Here is a 22763-nt window from a genome sequence, read left to right as displayed (position 1 = left end):
TAACGAGCTGCCTGTTTTTATACAGTTAATGCATGCTGTTTTAACAGGGTATATAGAGCCTGTGTTCCTTTATTGTCATCGCCTTGTTTTTCGAGCTGTTCATAAAGAGATTTGGCTAATTTTAATCCTGGTGTATACAGCTCCATTTCTTCAGCTGATTCAATGGCGATCTTCATATCTTTAATGAAGTGTTTAATATAAAAACCTGGTTCGAAGTCTCCTTTAATCATGCGAGGAGCTAAATTGCTTAACGACCAGCTTCCCGCTGCGCCTGTTTCAATACTTTTTAGAACGGTATTCGGATCTAATCCGGCTTTTTCAGCATAAAGTATCGCTTCGCAGACACCCATCATATTAGAGGCGATAGCAATTTGATTGCACATTTTTGTATGTTGACCAGCACCAGCGCTTCCTTGAAGAACGATGTTTGTTCCCATTTTTTTAAGTATAGGCGTAACGGCAGAGAATGCTTCAGAATCGCCTCCTACCATAATGGCTAAGGTTGCTTTCTGAGCCCCAATATCTCCTCCTGAAACAGGAGCGTCAAGCGCATGAATGTGCTTCTCTTTTGCTGCTTGATAAATCTCACGAGCAAGTATAGGGCTCGATGTCGTCATATCAATTGTATAGCAGCCTTTCTTTGCATTATGTATAATGCCGTCTTTTCCTAAATAAATCTCTTTTACATCGTGGGGATAGCCTACCATGGTGATAATAACATCAGATTGTTCGGCCACTTCTTGAACGGTTTCTTTCCATTTGGCCCCTTTTTCAAGTAGTGCTTGAGCACGAGTTTTTGTTCGTGTATAAACAACGACTTCATATCCTGCGTCAATTAAATGCCCGGCCATGCTTTGACCCATAACGCCTGTTCCGATAAAACCAATTTTTTCTTTAGTCACAGCAGTATTCACTCCTAAAGTTAATAGTTTGATTATTCTAAAATTATATAGTTAAAGGTTGGGATAATCAATGATTCCGACTATATATAAATCTAGAAAAGTACTCTCAGTTCTGTGTCTTGAATACGAGGTAAGGAAAGGCAGTACTGAGAAGAGCCTATGCCAAAAGATAAAAAAAGCGCTGGCTTTACAGCCAACACTTTTTAGTGGTGATTATTTGCTGGTTTATTCGGTACACCCAGTTCTCCAATCAAAATTACAACTAGGGTGAAAACTACTCCAAGGATGGAAGCGGTTGCGAAACTGTAAGTACCGCCCGTCATTGCAGAGATTACGTACACTGCCATATTCATTAGTAAAAAGCCCCAAACAAAAGCCATTACGACACGCATTCTATTCACCTCGTTTACAGTACAGTTTGATTTCATTTTAGCATATAGCAGTCAAATAAGAAATTGAATTTTTTATGAATAAATAAGGGGCGTGTTCCCATCTAGAAACAAAAGAGCAATAAGTCAGAAATAGGCATTATTCTAGTGCGCTTTTTGATGGTTCTATCATACACTGTATGGAACAACTAGTAAGTTACGGAGGAAGAGCTATGATACATCGACGCTTTTTTAGCTTAGATACGCAATGGAATGTCGTACATGTCCCTGAACGACCGAATGGTTTCGGTGTGTTAGTATTGGGTGATAAAGATCATTTTGTTGAAAGTTCAACTAGCTTATGGATTCAGCACGGCGGAAGGTCACAGCTGTTGCAATGTTTACAAGATGAAGGATACACAGTATTTTATTCCAATTTATATGGCCGGCATTGGGGGTCTCCTGAAGCATATCACCTTGCAAAACAACTTTATCATTTAGTAATGAAACAAGAAATTTTAAATAAACGAATTCATATTTTAGCTGAAGGAATGGGGGCTCTGTTAGCGCTGCAGCTAATGGAAAATGACGGGAATACGTTCATTCGATCAGCTGGTTTACTAAATCCATGTATTGATCTTCATACGCATGCAGAACATGAAAAAAACAATAAATTCTTTTATAAACAATTCACGAAGGACTTGACTCAAGCTTATAAAGTGGAGCGGAAGCAAGTATCAAAGCTAATTAAGGAGTACCCTTCCGTTACAGAATTAAAATCAACGCTGCCCGTGAAGATATGGACCGCGCCTAATGCCTCTACTCATTATCCAATTGCACACAGTAAAAAATATGAACTACATCGTGAAGAACTTCACTCTCCGATTATGCTTTCACTTTATTTGCCGGAAAAAAACTATTTATTTGAACGGTCCCTTCTCCAATTTTATAAACAGCATGAAAAAGTGTTATAAGCAAAGCTTCTATGATTATACATATCATAGGGGCTTTTTGTATAAGAGATAAAAGGAAAAAGAGAGTTCATGATGCTTTTACGGATGAACTTCTTTGAAATAAGGAATGATTACTCTCTATAACTATAGGGCTTTAAGCTTTTTGTTGAATAAATGATGAATGAAGAATTGGAGGAAGCGATATGGGAAATGTAGTAGTAATAGGGGCAAACCGCTTTATTGGTTTTCATTTATGTATGGCTTTTTTAGACGAAGGTACAGAAGTAAAAGGGTATACACATTCTGCTCATAAAGAAGAAGATGACTTGCAGGAAGAGATGAAATTTTTCTTAGGGCGAAACGCTAATTATATATCGACTGAAGTAGGCGATTCATTAGATATGATTACCTCAGAAACGGATATTGTCTACTTCACGTATTTCGATGGAGGAGATTTTTATCATCCAGATTTTTTAAGACAAGAAATGCAAAAAGCGCAGCAAGTACTCATTCAAGCACTTAATAAATGCCGTCAATTCAACATTCGATTTGTGTTTGTTTCTACCATGCGCGTATTTGGAGACCAGCAGCGAAAGATTGAAGAAACAACGATTCCAGAACCGGACAGTAGTGAAGGAAGGCTATACGTTCATTTTGAGCGAATGATAGAAAAATATAAAGATGATGGATGGCCCATTATGATTGTCAGAACGCCGACTCTTTACGGACCTTGGCAGCCTTTGTCAATGTGCTATTCCAAAAATATTGCCGGGTACGAAGAAGCTTTTACCATTATGGAAGGCACGGATTTTATTATTTATATTGAAGACGCCGTCAGTGCACTTAGACGCTGTAAAACTTCTGCATATTCATATGAAGTGGTTCATTTAGTTGAAGAAAAGTTACAGCCTTGGAGCGCAGGAGCAAACATTACTCATATGGAGGTGAAGGAAGAAGCGGCTCAAGAAAAATATGAAATCAGCAAGAAAGCGAAAGAACTGCTGCATTTTTCTTCCAAAGTAACGGCTAAAGAAGGCATTTATCTGCAAAAAAAACATATGAGAACATTCTTTTTACCTCTTCATTAAAAGGAGAAAGTTGTACTTATAGAATAGATTCGCTAATATAAGGAGGAATAAATGTTTTTAATAAAGGAGATTTCACTATGGAAGAGCAAAATATGCAATTCATGCAAATTGCAATGAAGTACCTGCCAGAAGCAAAGCAGATCTTAGATGAAACAGGCGTTGAGTTATCAATGGAACACGTACAGCCGGTATTGACATTACTAACAAAAGTAATGAACGACGCTTATGAGCTTGGCAAGCAAGATGCATTAGCTGAAAATGAAAACAACTAAAGAAAACAGCTCGGTAGAATCCGAGCTGTTATTTTTGTTTGGAAAATAAATCGACTAAAGGGGCAAACTGTTTAAGAAGAGGAGCTAGTTCTTCGACGGCGAGTACAATTTCATCGATTTGTTTAAATAATCTTTCCCACTCCTCTCGCTCTCTTTCTTCTCTTGATTTTCTGCGCCCAGCGCCAAACATAAAATCAGAAAAAGCTTCATTTCTTTGTCTTCTTGCCATGATACTCATTCCTTTCACTATTTTAATGGTGGGTAAGTTCTTACCTAATGTCCCATACTAGAGTAAGAGGGACCCGTATGATTACTATATGTAGCATGATAGATACCTGAGTAGGACGAACACCTATATAGACAAAAAATAAAAAATGAAGTAAAATTAGTACCAACTCATAATAATTGATTATATAATCGATAAATGAAATGACGGATATAGGTTTTATAGGAATATAAGCCTTTTATTTAAAGGAGAGGTTGATATGAACGCTGGTGTTCTAGGAATTGGACGTTATGTACCAGAGAAAGTTGTAACAAATTTAGATCTTGAAAAAGTAATGGATACATCAGATGAGTGGATTCGTACGCGCACAGGTATTCAAGAGCGCCGAATCGCAGCCGATAACGAGGACACATCTGATTTAGCTTATAAAGCAGCAGTTGAAGCTTTACATAAAGCTAACGTCAAAGCAGAAGATATTGACATGATCATTGTTGCTACGGTAACGCCAGATCAACCGTTTCCTACAGTATCATGTATGCTACAAGAAAAATTGGGAGCAAAAAAAGCAGCTTCTTACGATGTGAGTGCAGCATGTGCAGGATTTATGTATGGCATGATTACAGCTAAGCAATTTATTGAAACTAATGCTTACAAGCATATACTAGTGGTGGGTGTAGAAAAGCTTTCTAAGATTACAGATTGGGACGACCGTAACACGGCTGTTTTATTCGGAGACGGTGCAGGTGCAGTTGTAATGGGACCAGTATCAGAAGGACGAGGCATTTTATCCTTTGAATTAGGATCCGACGGTACGGGAGGCAAGCACTTGTATCAAAACGAGCTTGATCATATTGTCATGAACGGACGTGAAGTATTTAAGTTTGCTGTTCGACAAATGGGGGAATCTGCTGTTAATGTAATTGAAAAAGCAGGTTTAACAAAAGAAGATGTTGATTTTCTTGTACCTCATCAAGCGAATATTCGTATTATGGAAGCTGCAAGACAGCGATTAGACTTGCCTGAAGAAAAAATGTCTAAAACAATCCAATACTACGGCAATACATCAGCAGCATCGATTCCAATTTCAATTGTTCATGAGCTTGAAGCAGGGAAAATTCAAGATGATGATTTAATTGTAATGGTTGGCTTCGGAGGCGGCTTAACATGGGGAGCTATTGCTATTAGATGGGGAAAATAACACTACATTTTTAAAGCAACTGAAGGAGATGAATGTACGATGAATAAAAAACGTGTAGTTGTAACAGGACTTGGTGGACTTACACCAATTGGAAACGACGTAGAAACAGCTTGGAAAAACGCAGTAGCAGGCGTATCTGGGGTTGGTCCTTTAACAAGACTAGATGCAGATGAATTCCCGGCTAAAGTAGCGGCTGAAGTAAAAGATTTTAACGTGGAAGATTTTATTGATCGCAAAGAGGCTCGTAAGATGGACCGCTTTACTCAATATGCAATGGTAGCTGCACTGGCTGCTGTTAAAGATGCTGATTTGACTATTACAGAAGAAATTGCTCCAAACGTCGGCGTTTGGATTGGTTCTGGAATCGGCGGTATGGAAACGTTTGAAAATCAATATTCAACGTTATTAGAAAAAGGTGCTCGCCGTGTAAGTCCATTCTTCATCCCGATGATGATTCCTGATATGGCAACAGGACAAGTTTCCATTGCTTTAGGAGCGAAAGGCGTGAACTCTTGTACGGTAACAGCATGTGCAACGGGTACAAACTCTATTGGTGATGCGTTTAAAGTCATTCAACGCGGAGATGCAGATGTGATGATTACAGGCGGGACGGAAGCACCAATCACGCGTTTATCTATTGCTGGTTTCTGTGCAAATAAAGCACTTTCTACAAATCCAGATCCTGCAACGGCATCTCGTCCGTTTGATAAAGACCGCGACGGCTTCGTTATGGGAGAAGGTGCGGGTGTTATTGTACTTGAAGAGCTTGAACATGCACTAGCACGCGGCGCACGTATTTATGCTGAAATTGTGGGCTATGGTTCAACTGGAGATGCTCATCATATCACAGCACCAGCTCCAGGAGGAGAAGGCGGCGTTCGTGCAATGCGTCATGCGATTGAAGATGCAGGCCTACAGCCAAGTGATATTGATTACATCAATGCTCACGGTACAAGTACAGGATACAATGATAAATTTGAAACAATGGCTATTAAAGAAGTATTTGGTGACCACGCTCAAAAAGTAGCAATTAGTTCAACAAAGTCAATGACTGGCCACCTTCTAGGAGCTGCTGGTGGAGTAGAAGCTATTTTTAGTGTGAAAGCAATTCAAGACGGTATTCTTCCTCCAACAATTAACTATCAAACACCTGATGAAGAGTGCGATTTAGACTACATTCCAAACAAAGCGCGTAAGCAAGAAGTAAAAGCGGTGCTAAGCAACTCACTTGGATTTGGCGGTCACAATGCAACAATCATCTTTAAAAAATACGAAGCATAATGAAAAATTCTAGGCGGATGCCTAGAATTTTTTTTATTTTTAATAACCAAAAGAGTAGCTGTGAACATATCATGAAACAAAAGGATGAAGAAAGAGAGGGGAAAACATGCCGATTGTTTCAACTTCTAGTTGGACGGAGCCGAAAGAAATAAGCCGTTATCTTGAGCGCTATTTTAAGAAATTAAAAGAAAAAGAATATATGGAATTACTTTTTAACTATGGAATGTGTCCGCCTTCTTTAATGTTTATAAAAGAATTAGAAGAAATGAAGAAAAGGCAGGTGTGGAAGAAAGTTAAAGCACATTACGAAAAGCTTAAAAAAGCATGGAATGGGCCGGATGTAGCGGTGCTAGTGCTTCCAAGCAATCCTAGAAATCGAAAAATGCAGCGTGAATTTAACGGAAGAGCAGGTGTCGCCTTTACCGATAAATTATTTGTGTTTATGACAAGTCATACATCTGATGAAGAAATGTTAGCGGTACTTACCCATGAGTACCATCACGTTTGCAGGCTAAAAGCCATTAACAAATCTGATGAAACGATTACTTTGTTAGACGCTATGATGATGGAAGGGTTAGCTGAAAGAGCTGTAGAGGAATATTGTGGTAAAAAATATTTAGCTCCTTGGACAAATTATTATACCATTGAAGAAGCTAAAAAAATGTGGGAAAAGCATGTTAAACCTTATTACAATCTGCGCGCTGACGAAAAAAAATATGATCAACTGTTATTCGGCCAAAATTGGTATCCAGAAATGATGGGCTACAATATTGGTTATCATCTTGTTACTTCAAGTATGAAGCCTCACACTTTAACTACTACCCAGCTGCTTCCTCTTAGTACCAATACTATCTTAAAAAAATCTGCGTTCCAACTGTAAAAAAACAAGTTCTATATACCTAAAACAAAAAATAGTAAATTTTATCCTGTTTTCAACAAAAAATTAGGAGGTTTATGCGTTAAAGTGCTGAAGAGATATTCAAAAATCATTATTTTAAAAATAAAAAATATAATTAATTTTCAAAATATATTGATTTTGTAATGAAATTGTAATAATATCTTATTCAAATATAACAATTTTTAGAAAAAAGAGGTGTGCACTATAAATGGATAAAAAGCCCGTCGAATCGACACCTTTACTAGAAGTGAAGAATTTACAAACTGCTTTTTCCATTAATGATTCCTGGCATAATGCTGTGGACGACGTGTCGTTTCAAGTCGGACGAAAGCGAATTGTAGGAGTTGTAGGAGAATCTGGATGTGGAAAAAGCGTATTGTCTTTATCCGTTATTGGATTATTACCTAAAGTAAATAGTCAAATTAGAAGCGGAAGCGTTGTATTTAACGGAAAGAATCTTACACACTTATCAGAAGATGAGATGAATGACGTTCGTGGAAAAGACATTTCAATGATTTTCCAAGAACCGATGACCTCTCTCAATCCTGTGTTAACCATTGGATATCAGCTGCAGGAAGTACTGTTTAACCACATGAATATATCGAAAGCGGAAGCGCGTGAAAAAAGCATTGCGCTTTTAAAAAGCGTTGGTATTTCGAGATCCGAAAAGCTCATCGATGAATATCCGCATCAGCTGTCTGGAGGAATGAGGCAGCGTGTCATGATTGCCATGGCGGTAGCTTGTCAGCCTAAGCTTTTAATTGCTGATGAGCCGACAACCGCCTTAGACGTTACGGTTCAAGCTCAAATTTTAGAGTTGTTAAAAGAAATTCAAGAAAGCAATGACATGTCTATTATTATGATTACACATGATTTGGGAGTAGTTGCTGAGATGTGTGATGAAGTGATCGTCATGTATGGCGGGAAAATTGTTGAGCATACAGATGTTGATACGTTATTTTATGCCCCAAAACATCCGTACACGAAAGCGCTTCTTCACTCAATTCCACGCATGGAAGATGATGTAGAAGTATTAAATACGATTAAAGGAATTGTGCCTTCTCTTGTAAACATGCCGCGGACAGGCTGTCGTTTCGTTAACCGATGTCCTCATGCAATGGAAGACTGCAGTTCCGTTACACCTGTTCTTCACCCCGATTCACAGGGGCATGATGTCGCATGTCTGCTGTATGAAAATAGCTATCCGTCAAAAGGAGTGAAGTCAAGCTAATGACTAAAGCGGTGAAAGATGTATTGCTAGAAGTTCAACATTTAAAAACCTACTATCCTATTCACGGCGGATTTTTCCGAAAGAAAATTGGTGATGTAAAAGCAGTTGACGGTATTTCCTTTGCGATTCGAAAAGGAGAAACGCTCGGTCTGGTAGGAGAATCTGGATGTGGAAAATCCACAGCTGGAAGAACGATTCTAAGGCTGTTGGAACCAACTAGTGGCAAAATTATTTTTGATGGTAAAGATATCACAGAAGTAAAAGGGACTTCTCTCCGTAAAATCAGACAAGATTTCCAAATGGTTTTTCAAGACCCCTATGCTTCCCTTAATCCAATGCAAATGGTTGGAGATGTTATTTCTGAACCAATTCGGAATTTTACAGGAAAATCAACTAATGAATTAAAATCAGAAGTTATGAATCTACTTACAAAAGTAGGGTTACCAGAAGATGCATACTATAAATATCCTCACGAATTTTCTGGTGGACAGCGACAGCGTATTGGAATTGCACGTGCACTTGCACTTCGTCCAAAACTTATCATCGCTGATGAACCGGTGTCAGCACTTGACGTTTCTGTCCAATCACAAGTTTTAAACCTTCTTAAAGAACTTCAACAAGAATTCGACCTAACCTTTTTATTTATTGCCCATGATTTGAGTGTTGTTAAACATATGAGTGACCGTATCGGTGTTATGTATCTAGGCGGTTTAGTAGAAATTGCTGACAAGAAAAGTCTATATGCAGAGCCGCTGCACCCTTATACGCAAGCGCTGGTATCGGCTATACCTGAACCCGATCCCCGAAAGAAAAAACAGCGTATTATTTTACAGGGAGATGTGCCAAGCCCAATTGATCCGCCAAAAGGCTGTGCGTTTCATCCTCGCTGTATACATGCAATGGCAGAGTGCAGCCAAACAAAACCTGCCTTAAAGGAGGTGAAACCTGGCCATCAAGTAGCTTGTCATTTATATAACTCGTAAAAGCTACATACGAACAGATTATTAGTTAAATAGGGGGAACGTCATGATGAAAAAGAAATCGTTTTTATCACTTGTTTCCATTTTGCTTGTGCTATCGCTTTTTCTAGCGGCATGCAGCGGTGGAAGCAGTTCTTCATCTTCTAGTAATAAAGAAGGCGGAGAAACAAAAACTGAAGGTGCAAAAACAGACAAGCCAAAAGATGGCGGAACGATTACGTATGGAATTGACGGAGCGCCAGAAGGCCTTTTTGAGTATGCGTTGTATGGTAGTGCATATGATAGCCAAATCTTAGAATTTATCAATGAAGGTCTCTTTACTTATGATAAGAAATTAAAGATTAAATCTGACTTAGCTACTTGGGACGTGAGTGGAGATAAACTAACTTACACGTTTAAATTAAAGAAGGGCATTAAGTGGCATAACGGAAATCCATTAACTGCAGATGATTTTAAATATACGTATGAAACGATTGCCGATAAAGACTATACAGGTCCACGCTATGTAAACGTTGAGCATATTAAAGGCGTTCAAGAATATCACGATGGCAAAGCGGATTCTATTTCCGGAGTTGAAGTGGTAGATCCGCAAACATTTAAAGTAACGTTTAAAGAAGTTCGTGTAAATAACTTAGACAATCTATGGCCGTATCCGATGCCGAAAAAGTACTATGAAGGAATTGCTGTAAAAGATCTTGCAGAATCCAAACAAGTTCGTAAAGAGCCAATCGGCGTTGGGCCATTTAAAGTGAAAAAAGTGGTAGCAAGTGAATATGTTCAGATGGAACGCAATGATGACTATTGGAAAGGTAAGCCTCATCTTGATGGCGTTGTTGTAAAAGTACTGGATCCATCTGTTTCCGCTGGAGCATTGAAAAAAGGTGATGTCGACATTATGGATGTTCGCCCAGCTGATCTAGGGCAAGTTGAAAAAGCAGAAAACTTAGACTTTTTGGAAGGGAAATCAACTAGTTATTCGTATATTGGTCTACGATTTGGACATCGTGATCAAAAAGCTGGTAAAAACGTAGATGATTACGAAAAGTTCAAAGATCTAAAACTTCGTCAAGCATTGCTTTATGCAATAGATAGAAAAGCAATGGTAAAAGCATTTATGAACGACAAAGCGGTTGTTTCTAACACAGTTATTCCGTCTGTATTCTGGATTGCTGCTGACCAAAAAGATTTAACAAAGTACAAGTATAGTCCTGAAAAAGCTAAAAAATTATTAGCTGAAGCTGGTTATAAAGACAAGAATAATGACGGTTTTGTAGAAGATCCAAACGGAAAACCATTTACGATCTCATTCGGTCACTATGCTGGTCCAGCCAACTTCGAGGGTCGTGCGAAGGCTATTATGCAAGCATGGAATGATATTGGTATTAAAACAAAATTAGCAACGGGTTCACTTGTTGAATTTAACTTGTACAATGAAATGAAAGATAACGACGATAAGGCGTTAGAAGCGTTCTTTGGTTCTTGGGACACTGGTTCAGATCCAGATCCTACAGGATTATGGAGCTCTGATGCTGAATGGAACTATGGCCGTTGGGTAAATAAGGAATCTGATGAAATGCTTAAAGACGGTTTGAGTGAAAAATCATTTGATGATAAATACCGTAAAGATGTATATGTAAAATGGCAAAAATTCTTTAATGAGCAGCTGCCAGCACTTCCTTTATGGGAAAATATCAATATTTATGCTGTGAATAAGCGTGTGAAAAATGTAACTTTAGATCCATCAACGGTAGTTGTAGATCCTGAGAAATGGTCTGTAACGGAATAAGTATTTTACATGTAAAGGAGAGTCAACGATGCTGCAGTACTCACTAAGACGTATTTTAGGGATGATTCCAATGTTGATTCTGATCTCCTTTGTTGTGTTTTCCCTGGCAAAAATGATGCCAGGGGACCCTTTTGGGGGAGAAATCAACCCTAGTAATACAGATCCAAAATACATTGAGGAAATGCGTGATAAGCTAGGATATAACGATCCTATCTACGTTCAATATTGGAACTGGGTAAAGGGAGTGGCACAAGGAGATTTAGGAAAGTCAACAACTCATAAGCTACCGACATTAGATATTATTTTAGAGCGTATGCCTAATACTATCTTTTTAGCTTTGACTTCGCTTTTGATTACGTATGTGTTTGCATTTATTTTAGGTATGTATGCAGGAAGAAAACCGTATACCTTAGCAGATAACTTTATTGCAGGATATAATTACTTTGCATTAGCGGTTCCATCGTTTATCGCAGGAATCGTAGGCATTTATTTATTTTCCTTTCAGTTAGGTTGGTTTCCATTTAGCGGTTCTGTTGAAGTAGGATTGAAAGAGGGATCATGGGACTTTATTCAAAGTAGAATTCATCACGTTATATTACCCGCGCTGATTCTTGGCTTGATGTCGACCGCGCAGTATACCCAATTTTTGCGCAATGATATTATTGAAAACAGTCGCAAAGATTTTGTACGCACAGCTAGAGCAAAAGGAACAAAAGAATCTAAAATTTATAATGTTCATATCTTACGCAACTCAATGATTCCGCTTATTACGTTTTTAGGGTTTGATCTTGTAACAATCATTAGCGGTTCTATCATTACAGAAACGATCTTTACGTATCCAGGAATCGGAAAGTTGTTTGTTGACTCTGTAGCAACTCGTGACTACTCAGTTATGATGTCGCTTACAATGTTGTTTTCAATTTTAACACTGGTTGGGAATCTGGTTGCTGATTTGTTATACGGCGTAGCAGATCCGCGTATTCGTTTGGATTAGGAGGAGAAAGTATGGAAATTGTAACGAAAAAAGATGTGCAGCCAGAAGTGAATATGAAAGCTCCTAAAAACCTTTCTCCATGGGCGATTGCGCGAAAGAAGTTTGTTAAAAATAAACTAGCCATGATCAGTTTAGCTTTCATGATTGTGATTACGCTTCTGGCTATTTTTGCACCGCTGCTTACAAAAGCAGATATTACGCGTATCGACTATATGGCGATGAATGCAGCGCCTTCTAGTGAGCATTGGTTTGGAACGGATACTAATGGGCGAGACGTATTTGCACGTACGCTGTATGGAGGAAGGACTTCGTTACTGATTGGGATTGCTTGTACAACACTCGTTATTTTAATCGGAACTCTTATCGGTTCAATTGCTGGTTATTACGGAGGAAAGATAGATCAATTCTTAATGCGTTTTACAGACTTTGTGTTAAACTTTCCGCTCATTGTTTTTGTTGTAGTGTTAAATACAATCCTAATTGGAAAAATTTCAGGCGTTTGGACCTTAATTCTAGTTGTTAGTTTCTTAAGCTGGGGAAGTACGGCCCGGCTGGTTCGAAGTAAAGTCTTGGCTGAAAAAGAAAACGAATATGTGCTTTCAGCTGTTTCCATTGGGTGCAGCCCGTTTAAAATCATCTTTAAACATTTGCTGCCAAATGTGTTTTCAACGATTGTGGTTCAAGCCAGTTTGCAGATGGCCATCCTTATTGTGTTTGAGTCAGCGATTAGCTTTATCGGTTTTGGCGTGCCGGCTGATACGCCAAGCTGGGGGAATATGCTGACAGAAGCAAGGGAATCAGATGTGCTGCAGAATAAGCCTTGGATGTGGGTTCCGCCAGGTTTAGCTATTACATTTACGATCCTAGCTATCAACTTCATTGGTGAAGGATTAAAAGATGCGTTGAATCCAAAATCTCTTCGTTAAAAATCTATCACAAAAGTGTGATAGATTTTTCTAGGTTTGTCAGACCTCCTGACAAACCTATTACTATAGAAGAAACTCGGCTTTTTTGTTGCTTATAGGGGTGGATATAGCTCATAAAGCGTTTAATAATCATTAGCACTGGCGTTATGTCTGGGCTTCGAAATAAGTACATTTGAATAATAGCCAAAAACGAAGGTATTTTACAATTAATTTTTAGAAAAATAACATGATTTGGAATAAAAATTCCTTTCTCTGCCTATACTGATGGATAACAAACAGATAGTAAGTGAGGGGTAAATTATGCTATATCTTCATGATGTATGGGTTAATTGGTTTGAAGGCGAAGAAAACGGTTATAATGTGTGTCATTTCCATGAGTGGAGAAAAGACGATTGTGTAGAACTGCTCGATCAAGCACCGTTATTAAAAGTAAATCCGCTTTTATTTCATTACATTGAAAATGATCTTTCCGAGCTACCTCAACAACTACTACAAGATGTCTATCAGAAAGCATACATTCGGAAAAATCATGAACGCACGCAGGTTGAATATTGTTTTATCGTTACAGATGGAACGAATATTTTAGCAATTGATACGATGGGATATCATATTCCGATTCGAAAAAGCCGCTTAATTCCAAGACAAGAACAGTTAGTCTATGAGATGATTGCGGATCAAGAAGAGCTAGAATATAAGTTCAGTGAAGACGAGCTAAATAAAAAAGAGCATCATATTCTTTCGCCGTCTCCTGAAACGATGAGAGGGCTAACACGTAAAGAACGTCAGCTAAAACAGCTGTTATTTATGGCACTTGATCAGCTACATACAACAAAAAATACAGCTCAAATCCGCTACTGGTACACAGAGTGGAATCCAACGAAATACGAAGACATTCAAGAGATGCCGTTTCAAGACGTATGGAATCAGCTATACGATGAAACGAAGTCAGGGTGGTCACCGAAACATAAATTATTATGCGAACGCTTGGTAAAAGGACAACCTTTCTTTGAAAAACTTTGGGAAATTGAACAAGAGCCAAAAGTGAATTAAAAAAACGACTGCATAGCAGTCGTTTTTTTAACGTTTACGGCCAATTCCCATTGCGTTTCGCATTTTGCGAAGCATTTTATTAGCCGTTGCATTTGCTTTATCGGCACCTTGATCTAAAATATCATCTAGCTCGCTAGAATCAACTAATTCATAATATCTTTCTTGAATTGGAGCAAGTGCTTCAGCTACTACTTTAGCTGTGTCAGCTTTAAAGTCACCATAACCTTTGCCTTCGTACATTGCTTCAATGTCTTCGATTGATTTATTTGCTAGGATTGAATAAATACTTAATAAGTTTGAAATACCTGGCTTATTTTCTTTATCGTAGCGAACAATACCTTCTGAATCCGTTACGGCACTTTTGATTTTCTTTTCAATTGTTTTAGCGTCATCCAAGAGCGTAATAAAAGCTTTTTGGTTTGGATCGGACTTGCTCATTTTTTTCGTAGGATCTTGAAGAGACATGACGCGTGCGCCCACTTTTGGAATACGTACTTCAGGAATAGTGAAAATATCATTGTATTTTTTGTTAAAGCGCTCAGCTAAGTCACGCGTTAATTCTAAATGCTGCTTTTGATCTTCACCAACTGGAACCAAATCGGTGTTGTATAAAAGAATATCAGCTGCCATTAATGGAGGATAAGTTAGTAATCCTGCTGATACTGCTTCTTTTCCAGCGGACTTATCTTTAAACTGAGTCATACGTTCAAGTTCACCGATATACGCTACACACTGTAACATCCATCCCGCTTCTGTGTGGGCGGGCACTTCTGATTGAATAAATAAAGTCGATTTTGCTGGATCAATTCCTACTGCTACATACAGAGCAGCAAGGCTGCGAATGTTTTTACGAAGTGCTAAACGATCTTGAGGCGTTGTAATCGCATGCTGATCTACAATACAAAAATGACAGTTATAGTCATTTTGAAGTTCAACAAATTGCTTCATCGCTCCAATGTAGTTACCTAAAGTAATGGTACCGCTTGGTTGAATACCTGAAAAAATTGTTTTCATCAAATCTTCCTTTCATCTGCACATATATGATGCTAATTTACGGATACAACATAAAAAGGCCCATCCGCTCCTAGCATAAGCTAGGGGCGAATGAACCGCGTTGCCACCCTAATTAGCACACATAACTGTGAACTATCTTTATTCATGTAACGTTGAGGTCAACGTTCAAGCTTTGCACTTGAAAGCTCCAAAGTCCATTCTGCAGGTTTCAATGTTTGTTCCCACCAGCCACAAACTCTCTAAAAATGAAAATTCTGCATACTACTCTTTTTCACAGCTTTAATCATATATAGTTATTCGTTATTATAACGCGAAAAAGCAGGAATTTAAACATCTTATCACTAAAAAGTTTTATAAGACAATTTACTGGAATTTTTCTGCGGCAAAAAAAGACAAGAACCTTTTAATTAAAGCATTTCTTGATGAAAATTTGGTGGAGGATTTGGTAAAAATCGCTCGTTTAGTATTTCTAATGACTTTGTAATACTATTGTAATACCTATACTACAAAAAAGATTTTAGACGTCTGACAAGTAGGCACAATCCTTATAAGATAAGGTTTTTTCCCTTATGACAAAAAAATACCATTAAATAATAGTATTGCAATAAATTTTTAAAATATTTATAATAGGCGTAACAAACATATTTTTTACAAAGGTATTACAATTTCTTAATTTTTCAGAAAACACAAAATAGACAATGTTTTGTTTCAATTAGCGAATTTTGTAATGAATGAGTCTTCTACATATTAAGCGCATACATTGGATTTACAGCATGTAAACAATTGATGACAGTTTCATAGGGTAGAAGAATAATTTTGCAGTGAGGTCTTTAGCACTCTACTATGTGAAAAAATAACTGATTATTTTGTATTGAAAGAGGATTAAGAAATTAGTGCATATCAAAAAAATATGGTTGCCACACAAACAAAATTTAATAGGGGGTAACACGCAATGAAGAAAAGGTTGTCGATTCTTTTCAGTTTGCTGCTTGTCATGAGCTTGTTTTTAGCTGCATGTGGATTTAACAAAGAATCTGGTGGCAGTGAAAATGCTAGCAGTGATGGCGGCGACAAGAAGAAAGAGCAAGAGCTTCGCGTAAACATTAAAACTGAGCCTTTTTCACTGAACCCAGGCTTAGCTAATGATTCAACGTCATCAAACGTATTATTACAAACATTTGAGGGTTTAACTCGTATCGGTAAAGATGGAAAACCTGAAAATGCAATGGCGAAAGATGTGAAGGTCAGCGATGATCAAACTAAATATACGTTTACTATTCGCGACGATGCAAAATGGTCAAATGGTGACCCTGTAACAGCAAAAGATTTCGAATATGCATGGAAATGGGCGTTAGATCCTAAAAACGAATCTCAATATGCATATCAATTATACTATGTTAAAAATGCACAAGCTGCTAATGAAGGAAAAGGTTCATTAGATGATGTTGCAGTTAAAGCAACAGATGATAAAACGCTTGAAGTAACATTAGAAAACCCAACGCCATATTTCTTAGAATTAACAGCTTTCTATACGTACTTCCCAGTGAATACGAAAATTGCTGAATCAAATGAAAAATGGTACACAAATGCAGGCGAAAACTATACGTCAAACGGTCCTTTCAAGCTAAAAACTTGGAAACATAATGACAAAATCGAGTTAGTTCCTAATGAAAACTATTGGGATAAAGATGCTGTAAAACTTAAAAAAGTTGAAATGTACATGATCAATGATAACAACACTGAACTTTCAATGTTCAAAAACGGTGAATTAGACTGGGCGGGTATGCCTACTGGTCAATTACCAGCTGATGCACTTCCTGAATTAAAGAAAGACGGTTCATTAAACATTCAAGAGATTGCAGGTACTTACTGGTACAAGTTTAATACAGAACAAAAACCTTTAGACAACGTGAACATTCGTAAAGCATTAGCTTATGCAATTGATCGTAAAGGTATTACAGAGCAAATTACAAAAGACGGTTCAGTTCCAGCGATGGCGGCTGTACCACCAACAATGTTTGAAGATAACAAAAAAGGCTACTTCAAAGACAATGATGTGAAAAAAGCAAAAGAATATTTAGAAAAAGGCTTGAAAGAAATGGGCCTTAAAGATGCTTCAGAACTACCAGCAATTAAGGTTTCATACAACACCGATGAAAAACATGCAAAAATTGCACAAGCTGTTCAAGATATGTGGAAGAAAAACCTTGGTATTAAAGTACAGTTAGACAACTCTGAGTGGGCTGTTTACATTGAAAAGTTACACCAAGGAGATTATCAAGTTGGGCGTATGGGCTGGTTAGGAGACTTTAACGATCCAATCAACTTCCTAGAATTATTCCGTGACAAAAAAGGCGGAAACAATGATACAAACTGGGAAAATCCAGAATATAAAAAGTTATTAATTGACTCTCAAAAAGAAACAGATCCTAAAAAACGTCAGGCAATGTTGAAAAAAGCAGAAGGTATCTTCATGGATGAAATGCCAGTGGCACCAATCTACTTCTACACAAATGCTTGGGTACAAGACAAGCAGCTGAAAGATGTTGTGATGTCTGGTCTTGGAGACATTCAGATTAAATGGGCTCATTTTGAGTAAGTAACATCAATTATGACAAAGGGTATATGGGGCCTGGTGCTCCATATACTTTTCTTTCTTGTGCGCGAATTTTGTAAAAATATGGAGGTGTGTCAGGGTGTTCAAATATATAGGAAAACGACTTGTTTATATGTTTCTATCATTATGGCTGATCGTAACAGCGACCTTTTTCTTAATGCGTGCTGTTCCGGGAGGTCCATTCACATCAGAAAAGCAGCTTCCCCCTGAAATTCAAAAAAATCTAAATCAGTATTACGGTTTAGACCAGCCTTGGTACCATCAATACTTTGATTATTTAACATCAATTTTAAAGTGGGATTTTGGTCCATCTTTCAAATATAAAGGCCAAACGGTAAATGATTTGATCAACGGCGGATTCCCTGTTTCATTCATGTTAGGGATGGAAGCTATTTTAATAGCGATTGCTATTGGTGTACTGCTAGGTGTTATTGCAGCTTTAAAGCATAATAAGTGGCAAGATTACACGGCGATGGTTATTGCGGTTCTAGGAATTTCAGTACCGAGTTTTATCATGGCAGCGGTATTACAATACGTTCTGGCTATGAAGCTGCAAATTTTTCCTGTTGCGCGCTGGGAATCATGGGCGCATACGGTGTTGCCGGCTCTTGCACTTGCTTCGACCCCTATGGCGTTTATCGCACGATTAACTCGTTCAAGTATGCTTGAAGTATTAAGTAATGATTATATTCGTACGGCGAAAGCAAAAGGTTTAAGCAGAGGCGTTATTACAGTTAAGCACGCCATGCGAAATGCGATGCTTCCAGTCGTATCCTATATGGGACCTTTAGTAGCAGGGATTTTAACAGGAAGCTTTGTTATTGAAAAAATATTTGGTATCCCTGGATTAGGCTCACACTTCGTACTCAGTATCTCAAACCGAGATTATACAACGATTATGGGCGTAACAGTGTTCTACAGTATTTTACTACTTGTATGTATCCTGCTTGTAGATATTGCATACGGCTTTATTGATCCTCGAATTAAACTTACAGGTGCTAAGAAAGGAGAGTAACTATGCAGCAACTTCCGAAAATTCCTAAAGAAATGTTTGAAACAGCAGGGATTGACCATGCTCAAGCAGAAAAGATTGAAAAACCGAGTCTTTCGTTCTGGCAAGATGTTTTTATTCGTTTTCGCAAAAATAAGCTTGCTATGTTTGGGGTAGTACTAATGGTTCTCCTTGTTTTTATGGCTATATTTGGTCCATTGATGGTGAAATACGATTATGCAACCAATGATTTATTGAATGCTAATCAGGCACCATCTTCTGAGCACTGGTTCGGCACAGATGAATTAGGGCGCGATGTGTTTGCTCGTACGTGGGAAGGCGCTCGTATTTCATTATTTATCGGGTTAGCAGCAGCTTTAATTGATTTATTCATCGGCGTAGTTTGGGGAAGCATCTCTGGATACCGCGGTGGACGTACAGATGAAACAATGATGCGTGTTGCGGATATCTTATACGGTGTTCCTTACCTTTTACTTGTTATCATTTTAATGGTTATGCTTGGCCAGGGATTGGGTACAATGATTTTGGCAATGACCATTACCGGCTGGATTAACATGGCACGTATTGTGCGTGGACAAGTTTTACAATTGAAAAACCAAGAATACGTAATGGCTTCACAAACATTAGGAGCAACAACAAAACGTATTTTATTTAAACATCTTATTCCTAATGCAACAGGTCCAATTTTAGTAACAATGACACTAACGATTCCTTCAGCAATCTTTACAGAAGCGTTTTTAAGCTACTTGGGACTAGGTGTTCCAGCGCCGCTTGCAAGCTGGGGAACAATGGCTTCAGAGGGCTTACCTGCTTTGGAATACTATCCTTGGCGCTTATTTTTCCCAGGTTTGTTTATCTGTTTAACAATCTTAGCGTTCAACGTAATTGGTGATGGATTACGAGATGCGTTAGATCCAAAACTACGTAAGTAAGGAAGTGAACTCATATGTCACGTTTATTAGAAGTAAAGAATTTAGCTGTATCCTTTAAAACATATGGCGGAGAAGTTCAGGCTGTTCGCGGCGTTAACTTCCACTTAAATAAAGGTGAAACACTAGCAATTGTTGGTGAATCAGGATCTGGTAAAAGTGTAACTTCACAAACGATCATGCGCCTTATTCCGATGCCTCCTGGCCAAATTAAAAGTGGTGAAATGCTGTTTGACGGCATTGATTTAGCAAAGAAAACGGATAAAGAAATGGAAGCTATTCGCGGTAAAGATATCGGTATGATCTTCCAAGATCCAATGACTTCTTTAAATCCAACGATGAAAGTTGGGGCTCAAATTGGTGAAGTCGTAATCAAGCATTCTAAAGTATCTAAAGCGGAAGCGAAAAAACGTGCAGTCGAGTTATTAACGCTTGTAGGGATTCCTTTTCCAGAACAGCGTGTGAATCAATATCCCCATGAATTCAGCGGCGGGATGAGACAGCGTGTTGTCATTGCGATGGCTCTTGCTTCTAATCCGAAGTTACTAATCGCTGATGAACCAACAACGGCGCTTGATGTGACAATTCAAGCTCAAATTTTAGAGTTGATGAAAGACATTCAGAAAAAAACGGATACGTCTATTATCTTTATTACCCATGATCTTGGTGTAGTAGCGAACGTAGCCGATCGAGTAGCCGTTATGTACGCTGGTCAAATTGTTGAAATGGGCACAGTGGATGAAGTATTTTACGATCCAAAACATCCGTATACGTGGGGACTGTTAGCCTCTATGCCGAGTTTAGATAACGAGGCAGAAGAAGAACTGGCTGCTATTCCTGGAACGCCGCCTGACTTAACGAATCCTCCAAAGGGAGATGCATTTGCAGCGCGAAATCCATACGCAATGAAAATTGATTTTGAGCAAGAACCTCCAATGTTCAAAATATCTGATACGCACTATGCGAAAACATGGCTGTTACATCCGGATGCACCAAAAGTAGAGCCGCCTGCTTCAGTTCAACGCCGCATGCGTAAAGTTGATAATGTATACAGCACACCCGTACTTGTAGCGAAGGATGGTGAATAACATGACAGATAAATTATTAGAGATTAAAGGATTAAAGCAACATTTTTTCACAAACAAAGGGACAATTAAAGCAGTTGATGGTCTGACGTTTGACATCTTCCGCGGAGAGACATTAGGGCTTGTAGGTGAATCTGGTTGCGGAAAGTCAACAACAGGCAGAACGATTATTCGTTTATACAATGCTACTAGCGGTGAGGTGCTGTTCAATGGCGAAAATGTACATGGTCGTAAATCTCGCTCAGAGCTTAAAAAATTCAATCGTAAAATGCAAATGATTTTCCAAGATCCATATGCGTCGCTTAATCCTCGTATGACCGTAGCAGATATCATTGCAGAAGGCATTGATATTCACGGCTTAGCCAAAACCAAAAAGGAGCGTATGGCAAAGGTTCATGAGCTTCTTGAAACAGTAGGTCTTAACAAAGAACATGCAAATCGCTACCCACATGAGTTTAGTGGCGGACAGCGTCAACGTATCGGTATCGCAAGAGCACTTGCAGTAGAACCTGATTTTATCATCGCAGATGAGCCAATTTCAGCTTTGGACGTATCTATACAAGCTCAGGTTGTTAACTTAATGAAGAAGTTACAGCGTGAACGTGGACTAACATATTTGTTTATCGCCCATGATTTGTCAATGGTGAAATACATCAGCGATCGCATCGGCGTTATGTATAGAGGGAAAATTGTAGAGCTTGCACCAAGTGATGAACTTTATCGTAACCCTCTTCATCCATATACAAAAGCGTTGCTTTCAGCTATCCCGCTTCCCGATCCTGATAGTGAAAAAACGCGTCAGCGCAAAATTTATGATCCAAGTATTCACGACTATAACGGTGAAGAACCAGAGCTTAGAGAAGTATCTCCAGGTCACTATGTGTCTTGTTCTCAAGCAGAGTTTGCCACATATACAACATAACAAAAACGATCTCACAACGAGGTCGTTTTTTATTTAGTTATCAAAGAACACTAAGCTTCAAGTTGCAAAAAACATGTAAGAACAAGTAACATTAGCGCTTTACAGGTATTATACAGTAAAGGGTTGAAAAATACTATTAAAAATTTTCAGAATTTTATATTTAAGACAAAATATCTATATACAAACCTTATAACTAAAGGAATATAAGTGATTAATAATGTTTTATATTGAATAATAATTCAAAAAATAAAAAAAGAAGGTAGACATCTGTCTACCTTCTTTTTTTATAAATCTGCTAAAATGTCGCCGTCTTTACGGTTTTTGTCAATTTTTAACACTTGATCTGCCGGCTGATAAGACGCACCGTATATTTCTTTGTCTTTGTACGTATGAATCAACTCGTACGTTTTTTTCATTTTATTTAAAATGCTTTCCTCTGTTTCAGAGGTAGGAGACCAATATAGAATTTCCATCTGGTTAATTTCATTTGTAGCTAATGAGCGGCGGTTATAGCCAATTGTTTGAGCATGCTTAAAGTCTGCACGTTTATAAAAATGCAGTCGTTTTGCTGAGTCTGAATCTTTATAGTCTACAGGCTCTACTTCTAAGATAATTGGTTTGTTATGCTGTTTTAACTCATCAATTAATTTACCGCCAAGCCCTTGACCTCGAGCGTCTTTTGAAACAAAGAGGTAATCAATAAAGATAAATTGGTCTGTTTCCACGTACATTAATACGTGATGAGGTCCTTCATTTTTATGATAAATATCGCTGCGTTCTTGTAAAAGCGTTTCGATATGCTTCTTTGATTTCATTTCTTCAATGGGAAAATATTGACTGAGTTTTTCGTACCAATTCATAGCACCCTCCTACTGATCTTTTCATGATGATGTTCATAATAGTGTTTAAACAGTTATCTTATCTTTACCCTTTTTAGGGAAAAGTAAGCATCTATAATTGAAAATATAGACCAAAAAAGATAGATTATTCAAAATAATTAAATAATTATAGTGGTATAAGAACATATAATG

General features: G+C 38.1%; 22 protein-coding genes and 1 other annotated feature. Of the genes, 17 read left to right on the top strand and 5 right to left on the bottom strand.

Annotation, left to right across the window (positions count from 1 at the left end; genetic code table 11):
* Positions 1–17: 17 nt before the first annotated feature.
* Together ACO1DI_RS16240 and ACO1DI_RS16235 are read right to left on the bottom strand one after the other, a co-directional pair.
* The gene (locus ACO1DI_RS16240; RefSeq protein ID WP_014461597.1) at positions 18–902 is read right to left on the bottom strand and encodes an NAD(P)-dependent oxidoreductase; all 885 of its coding nucleotides are present in this window, start codon (positions 900–902) and stop codon (positions 18–20) included.
* 203 nt (positions 903–1105) lie between these two features.
* Entirely contained in the window at positions 1106–1294 is a 189-nt protein-coding gene (locus ACO1DI_RS16235) for a YjzD family protein (RefSeq protein WP_013055400.1), read from the bottom strand.
* Between the two features lie 209 nt (positions 1295–1503).
* On the opposite strand from ACO1DI_RS16235, the gene ACO1DI_RS16230 reads away from it, so the two are divergent.
* The 3 genes from ACO1DI_RS16230 (at position 1504) to ACO1DI_RS16220 (ending at position 3583) form a co-directional block, all read left to right on the top strand.
* The gene (locus tag ACO1DI_RS16230; protein ID WP_013055401.1) at positions 1504–2244 is read left to right on the top strand and encodes a hypothetical protein; all 741 of its coding nucleotides are present in this window, start codon (positions 1504–1506) and stop codon (positions 2242–2244) included.
* Positions 2245–2426: 182 nt separating this feature from the next.
* The gene (locus tag ACO1DI_RS16225; protein ID WP_014461596.1) at positions 2427–3311 is read left to right on the top strand and encodes an NAD-dependent epimerase/dehydratase family protein; all 885 of its coding nucleotides are present in this window, start codon (positions 2427–2429) and stop codon (positions 3309–3311) included.
* A 77-nt stretch (positions 3312–3388) separates the two neighbouring features.
* Positions 3389–3583 carry a ComZ family protein gene (locus ACO1DI_RS16220; RefSeq protein WP_013081746.1) on the top strand — a complete coding sequence of 65 codons (195 nt, stop codon included), beginning with the start codon at positions 3389–3391 and terminating at the stop codon, positions 3581–3583.
* 28 nt (positions 3584–3611) lie between these two features.
* Here ACO1DI_RS16220 and ACO1DI_RS16215 read toward each other — a convergent pair whose 3' ends face one another.
* Positions 3612–3812, bottom strand: coding sequence for a hypothetical protein (locus ACO1DI_RS16215; protein ID WP_045291919.1), 201 nt, complete (start codon positions 3810–3812; stop codon positions 3612–3614).
* A gap of 256 nt (positions 3813–4068) precedes the next feature.
* Here ACO1DI_RS16215 and ACO1DI_RS16210 point away from each other — a divergent pair, with 256 nt between their 5' ends.
* The 9 genes from ACO1DI_RS16210 (at position 4069) to ACO1DI_RS16170 (ending at position 14153) form a co-directional block, all read left to right on the top strand.
* Entirely contained in the window at positions 4069–5007 is a 939-nt protein-coding gene (locus ACO1DI_RS16210) for a beta-ketoacyl-ACP synthase III (RefSeq protein ID WP_028407464.1), read from the top strand.
* Positions 5008–5046: 39 nt separating this feature from the next.
* Entirely contained in the window at positions 5047–6288 is a 1242-nt protein-coding gene (gene fabF / locus ACO1DI_RS16205; protein WP_115653062.1) for a beta-ketoacyl-ACP synthase II, read from the top strand.
* A 106-nt stretch (positions 6289–6394) separates the two neighbouring features.
* Positions 6395–7168 (top strand): DUF2268 domain-containing protein, encoded by a 774-nt coding sequence (locus ACO1DI_RS16200; protein ID WP_115653063.1) that lies wholly within the window; start codon positions 6395–6397, stop codon positions 7166–7168.
* A 226-nt stretch (positions 7169–7394) separates the two neighbouring features.
* Positions 7395–8417 carry an ABC transporter ATP-binding protein gene (locus ACO1DI_RS16195; RefSeq protein WP_208732735.1) on the top strand — a complete coding sequence of 341 codons (1023 nt, stop codon included), beginning with the start codon at positions 7395–7397 and terminating at the stop codon, positions 8415–8417.
* Positions 8417–9400: an ABC transporter ATP-binding protein gene (locus ACO1DI_RS16190; RefSeq protein WP_423145471.1), complete on the top strand. Its 984-nt coding sequence runs from the start codon at positions 8417–8419 to the stop codon at positions 9398–9400. The genes ACO1DI_RS16195 and ACO1DI_RS16190 overlap by 1 nt, the downstream gene beginning before the upstream one ends.
* 43 nt (positions 9401–9443) lie before the next feature.
* Positions 9444–11183: an oligopeptide ABC transporter substrate-binding protein gene (gene opp4A / locus ACO1DI_RS16185; protein WP_423145470.1), complete on the top strand. Its 1740-nt coding sequence runs from the start codon at positions 9444–9446 to the stop codon at positions 11181–11183.
* Positions 11184–11211: 28 nt separating this feature from the next.
* Positions 11212–12177: an oligopeptide ABC transporter permease gene (opp4B, locus tag ACO1DI_RS16180; RefSeq protein ID WP_014461590.1), complete on the top strand. Its 966-nt coding sequence runs from the start codon at positions 11212–11214 to the stop codon at positions 12175–12177.
* A gap of 11 nt (positions 12178–12188) precedes the next feature.
* Positions 12189–13103, top strand: a complete 915-nt coding sequence (opp4C, locus tag ACO1DI_RS16175; RefSeq protein WP_208732733.1) for an oligopeptide ABC transporter permease — start codon at positions 12189–12191, stop codon at positions 13101–13103.
* Between the two features lie 300 nt (positions 13104–13403).
* On the top strand, positions 13404–14153 hold the full coding sequence (locus tag ACO1DI_RS16170; RefSeq protein ID WP_014461589.1) for a YjbA family protein: 750 nt from the start codon (positions 13404–13406) through the stop codon (positions 14151–14153).
* Between the two features lie 27 nt (positions 14154–14180).
* Here ACO1DI_RS16170 and trpS read toward each other — a convergent pair whose 3' ends face one another.
* Complete coding sequence (trpS, locus tag ACO1DI_RS16165) at positions 14181–15167, bottom strand: tryptophan--tRNA ligase (RefSeq protein WP_042992329.1); 987 nt, start codon at positions 15165–15167, stop codon at positions 14181–14183.
* A 79-nt stretch (positions 15168–15246) separates the two neighbouring features.
* Positions 15247–15451, bottom strand: a binding site (T-box leader).
* A 668-nt stretch (positions 15452–16119) separates the two neighbouring features.
* Between trpS and ACO1DI_RS16160 the strand changes: the two genes are divergently transcribed.
* From ACO1DI_RS16160 to ACO1DI_RS16140, 5 genes are all read left to right on the top strand, one after another.
* A complete protein-coding gene (locus ACO1DI_RS16160; RefSeq protein ID WP_014461587.1) occupies positions 16120–17766 on the top strand; it encodes a peptide ABC transporter substrate-binding protein in 1647 nt (548 codons plus the stop codon).
* Positions 17767–17863: 97 nt separating this feature from the next.
* Entirely contained in the window at positions 17864–18799 is a 936-nt protein-coding gene (locus ACO1DI_RS16155; RefSeq protein WP_014461586.1) for an ABC transporter permease, read from the top strand.
* A gap of 2 nt (positions 18800–18801) precedes the next feature.
* Entirely contained in the window at positions 18802–19728 is a 927-nt protein-coding gene (locus ACO1DI_RS16150; RefSeq protein WP_014461585.1) for an ABC transporter permease, read from the top strand.
* 14 nt (positions 19729–19742) lie between these two features.
* On the top strand, positions 19743–20813 hold the full coding sequence (locus tag ACO1DI_RS16145) for an ABC transporter ATP-binding protein (protein WP_014461584.1): 1071 nt from the start codon (positions 19743–19745) through the stop codon (positions 20811–20813).
* A gap of 1 nt (position 20814) precedes the next feature.
* Positions 20815–21732 (top strand): ABC transporter ATP-binding protein, encoded by a 918-nt coding sequence (locus ACO1DI_RS16140; protein ID WP_042992328.1) that lies wholly within the window; start codon positions 20815–20817, stop codon positions 21730–21732.
* A gap of 284 nt (positions 21733–22016) precedes the next feature.
* Here ACO1DI_RS16140 and ACO1DI_RS16135 read toward each other — a convergent pair whose 3' ends face one another.
* Entirely contained in the window at positions 22017–22592 is a 576-nt protein-coding gene (locus tag ACO1DI_RS16135; RefSeq protein WP_013055419.1) for a GNAT family N-acetyltransferase, read from the bottom strand.
* Positions 22593–22763: the final 171 nt, after the last annotated feature.

The organism is Priestia sp. 40 (genome assembly GCF_049368575.1).
Classification (GTDB): Bacteria; Bacillota; Bacilli; order Bacillales; family Bacillaceae_H; genus Priestia; species Priestia zanthoxyli.
This window is presented reverse-complemented; position numbering and strand designations above follow the sequence as displayed.

Bases quoted from the DNA above. Each gene is read 5' to 3' on its own strand.
- opp4A (WP_423145470.1), top strand. From the start codon at position 9,444: ATGATGAAAAAGAAATCGTTTTTATCACTTGTTTCCATTTTGCTTGTG.
- ACO1DI_RS16215 (WP_045291919.1), bottom strand. From the start codon at position 3,812: ATGGCAAGAAGACAAAGAAATGAAGCTTTTTCTGATTTTATGTTTGGC.
- trpS (WP_042992329.1), bottom strand. From the start codon at position 15,167: ATGAAAACAATTTTTTCAGGTATTCAACCAAGCGGTACCATTACTTTA.
- ACO1DI_RS16140 (WP_042992328.1), top strand. From the start codon at position 20,815: ATGACAGATAAATTATTAGAGATTAAAGGATTAAAGCAACATTTTTTC.
- ACO1DI_RS16195 (WP_208732735.1), top strand. From the start codon at position 7,395: ATGGATAAAAAGCCCGTCGAATCGACACCTTTACTAGAAGTGAAGAAT.
- ACO1DI_RS16230 (WP_013055401.1), top strand. From the start codon at position 1,504: ATGATACATCGACGCTTTTTTAGCTTAGATACGCAATGGAATGTCGTA.
- ACO1DI_RS16220 (WP_013081746.1), top strand. From the start codon at position 3,389: ATGGAAGAGCAAAATATGCAATTCATGCAAATTGCAATGAAGTACCTG.
- ACO1DI_RS16210 (WP_028407464.1), top strand. From the start codon at position 4,069: ATGAACGCTGGTGTTCTAGGAATTGGACGTTATGTACCAGAGAAAGTT.
- fabF (WP_115653062.1), top strand. From the start codon at position 5,047: ATGAATAAAAAACGTGTAGTTGTAACAGGACTTGGTGGACTTACACCA.
- opp4C (WP_208732733.1), top strand. From the start codon at position 12,189: ATGGAAATTGTAACGAAAAAAGATGTGCAGCCAGAAGTGAATATGAAA.
- ACO1DI_RS16200 (WP_115653063.1), top strand. From the start codon at position 6,395: ATGCCGATTGTTTCAACTTCTAGTTGGACGGAGCCGAAAGAAATAAGC.
- ACO1DI_RS16135 (WP_013055419.1), bottom strand. From the start codon at position 22,592: ATGAATTGGTACGAAAAACTCAGTCAATATTTTCCCATTGAAGAAATG.
- ACO1DI_RS16160 (WP_014461587.1), top strand. From the start codon at position 16,120: ATGAAGAAAAGGTTGTCGATTCTTTTCAGTTTGCTGCTTGTCATGAGC.
- ACO1DI_RS16235 (WP_013055400.1), bottom strand. From the start codon at position 1,294: ATGCGTGTCGTAATGGCTTTTGTTTGGGGCTTTTTACTAATGAATATG.
- ACO1DI_RS16190 (WP_423145471.1), top strand. From the start codon at position 8,417: ATGACTAAAGCGGTGAAAGATGTATTGCTAGAAGTTCAACATTTAAAA.
- opp4B (WP_014461590.1), top strand. From the start codon at position 11,212: ATGCTGCAGTACTCACTAAGACGTATTTTAGGGATGATTCCAATGTTG.
- ACO1DI_RS16225 (WP_014461596.1), top strand. From the start codon at position 2,427: ATGGGAAATGTAGTAGTAATAGGGGCAAACCGCTTTATTGGTTTTCAT.
- ACO1DI_RS16150 (WP_014461585.1), top strand. From the start codon at position 18,802: ATGCAGCAACTTCCGAAAATTCCTAAAGAAATGTTTGAAACAGCAGGG.
- ACO1DI_RS16145 (WP_014461584.1), top strand. From the start codon at position 19,743: ATGTCACGTTTATTAGAAGTAAAGAATTTAGCTGTATCCTTTAAAACA.
- ACO1DI_RS16170 (WP_014461589.1), top strand. From the start codon at position 13,404: ATGCTATATCTTCATGATGTATGGGTTAATTGGTTTGAAGGCGAAGAA.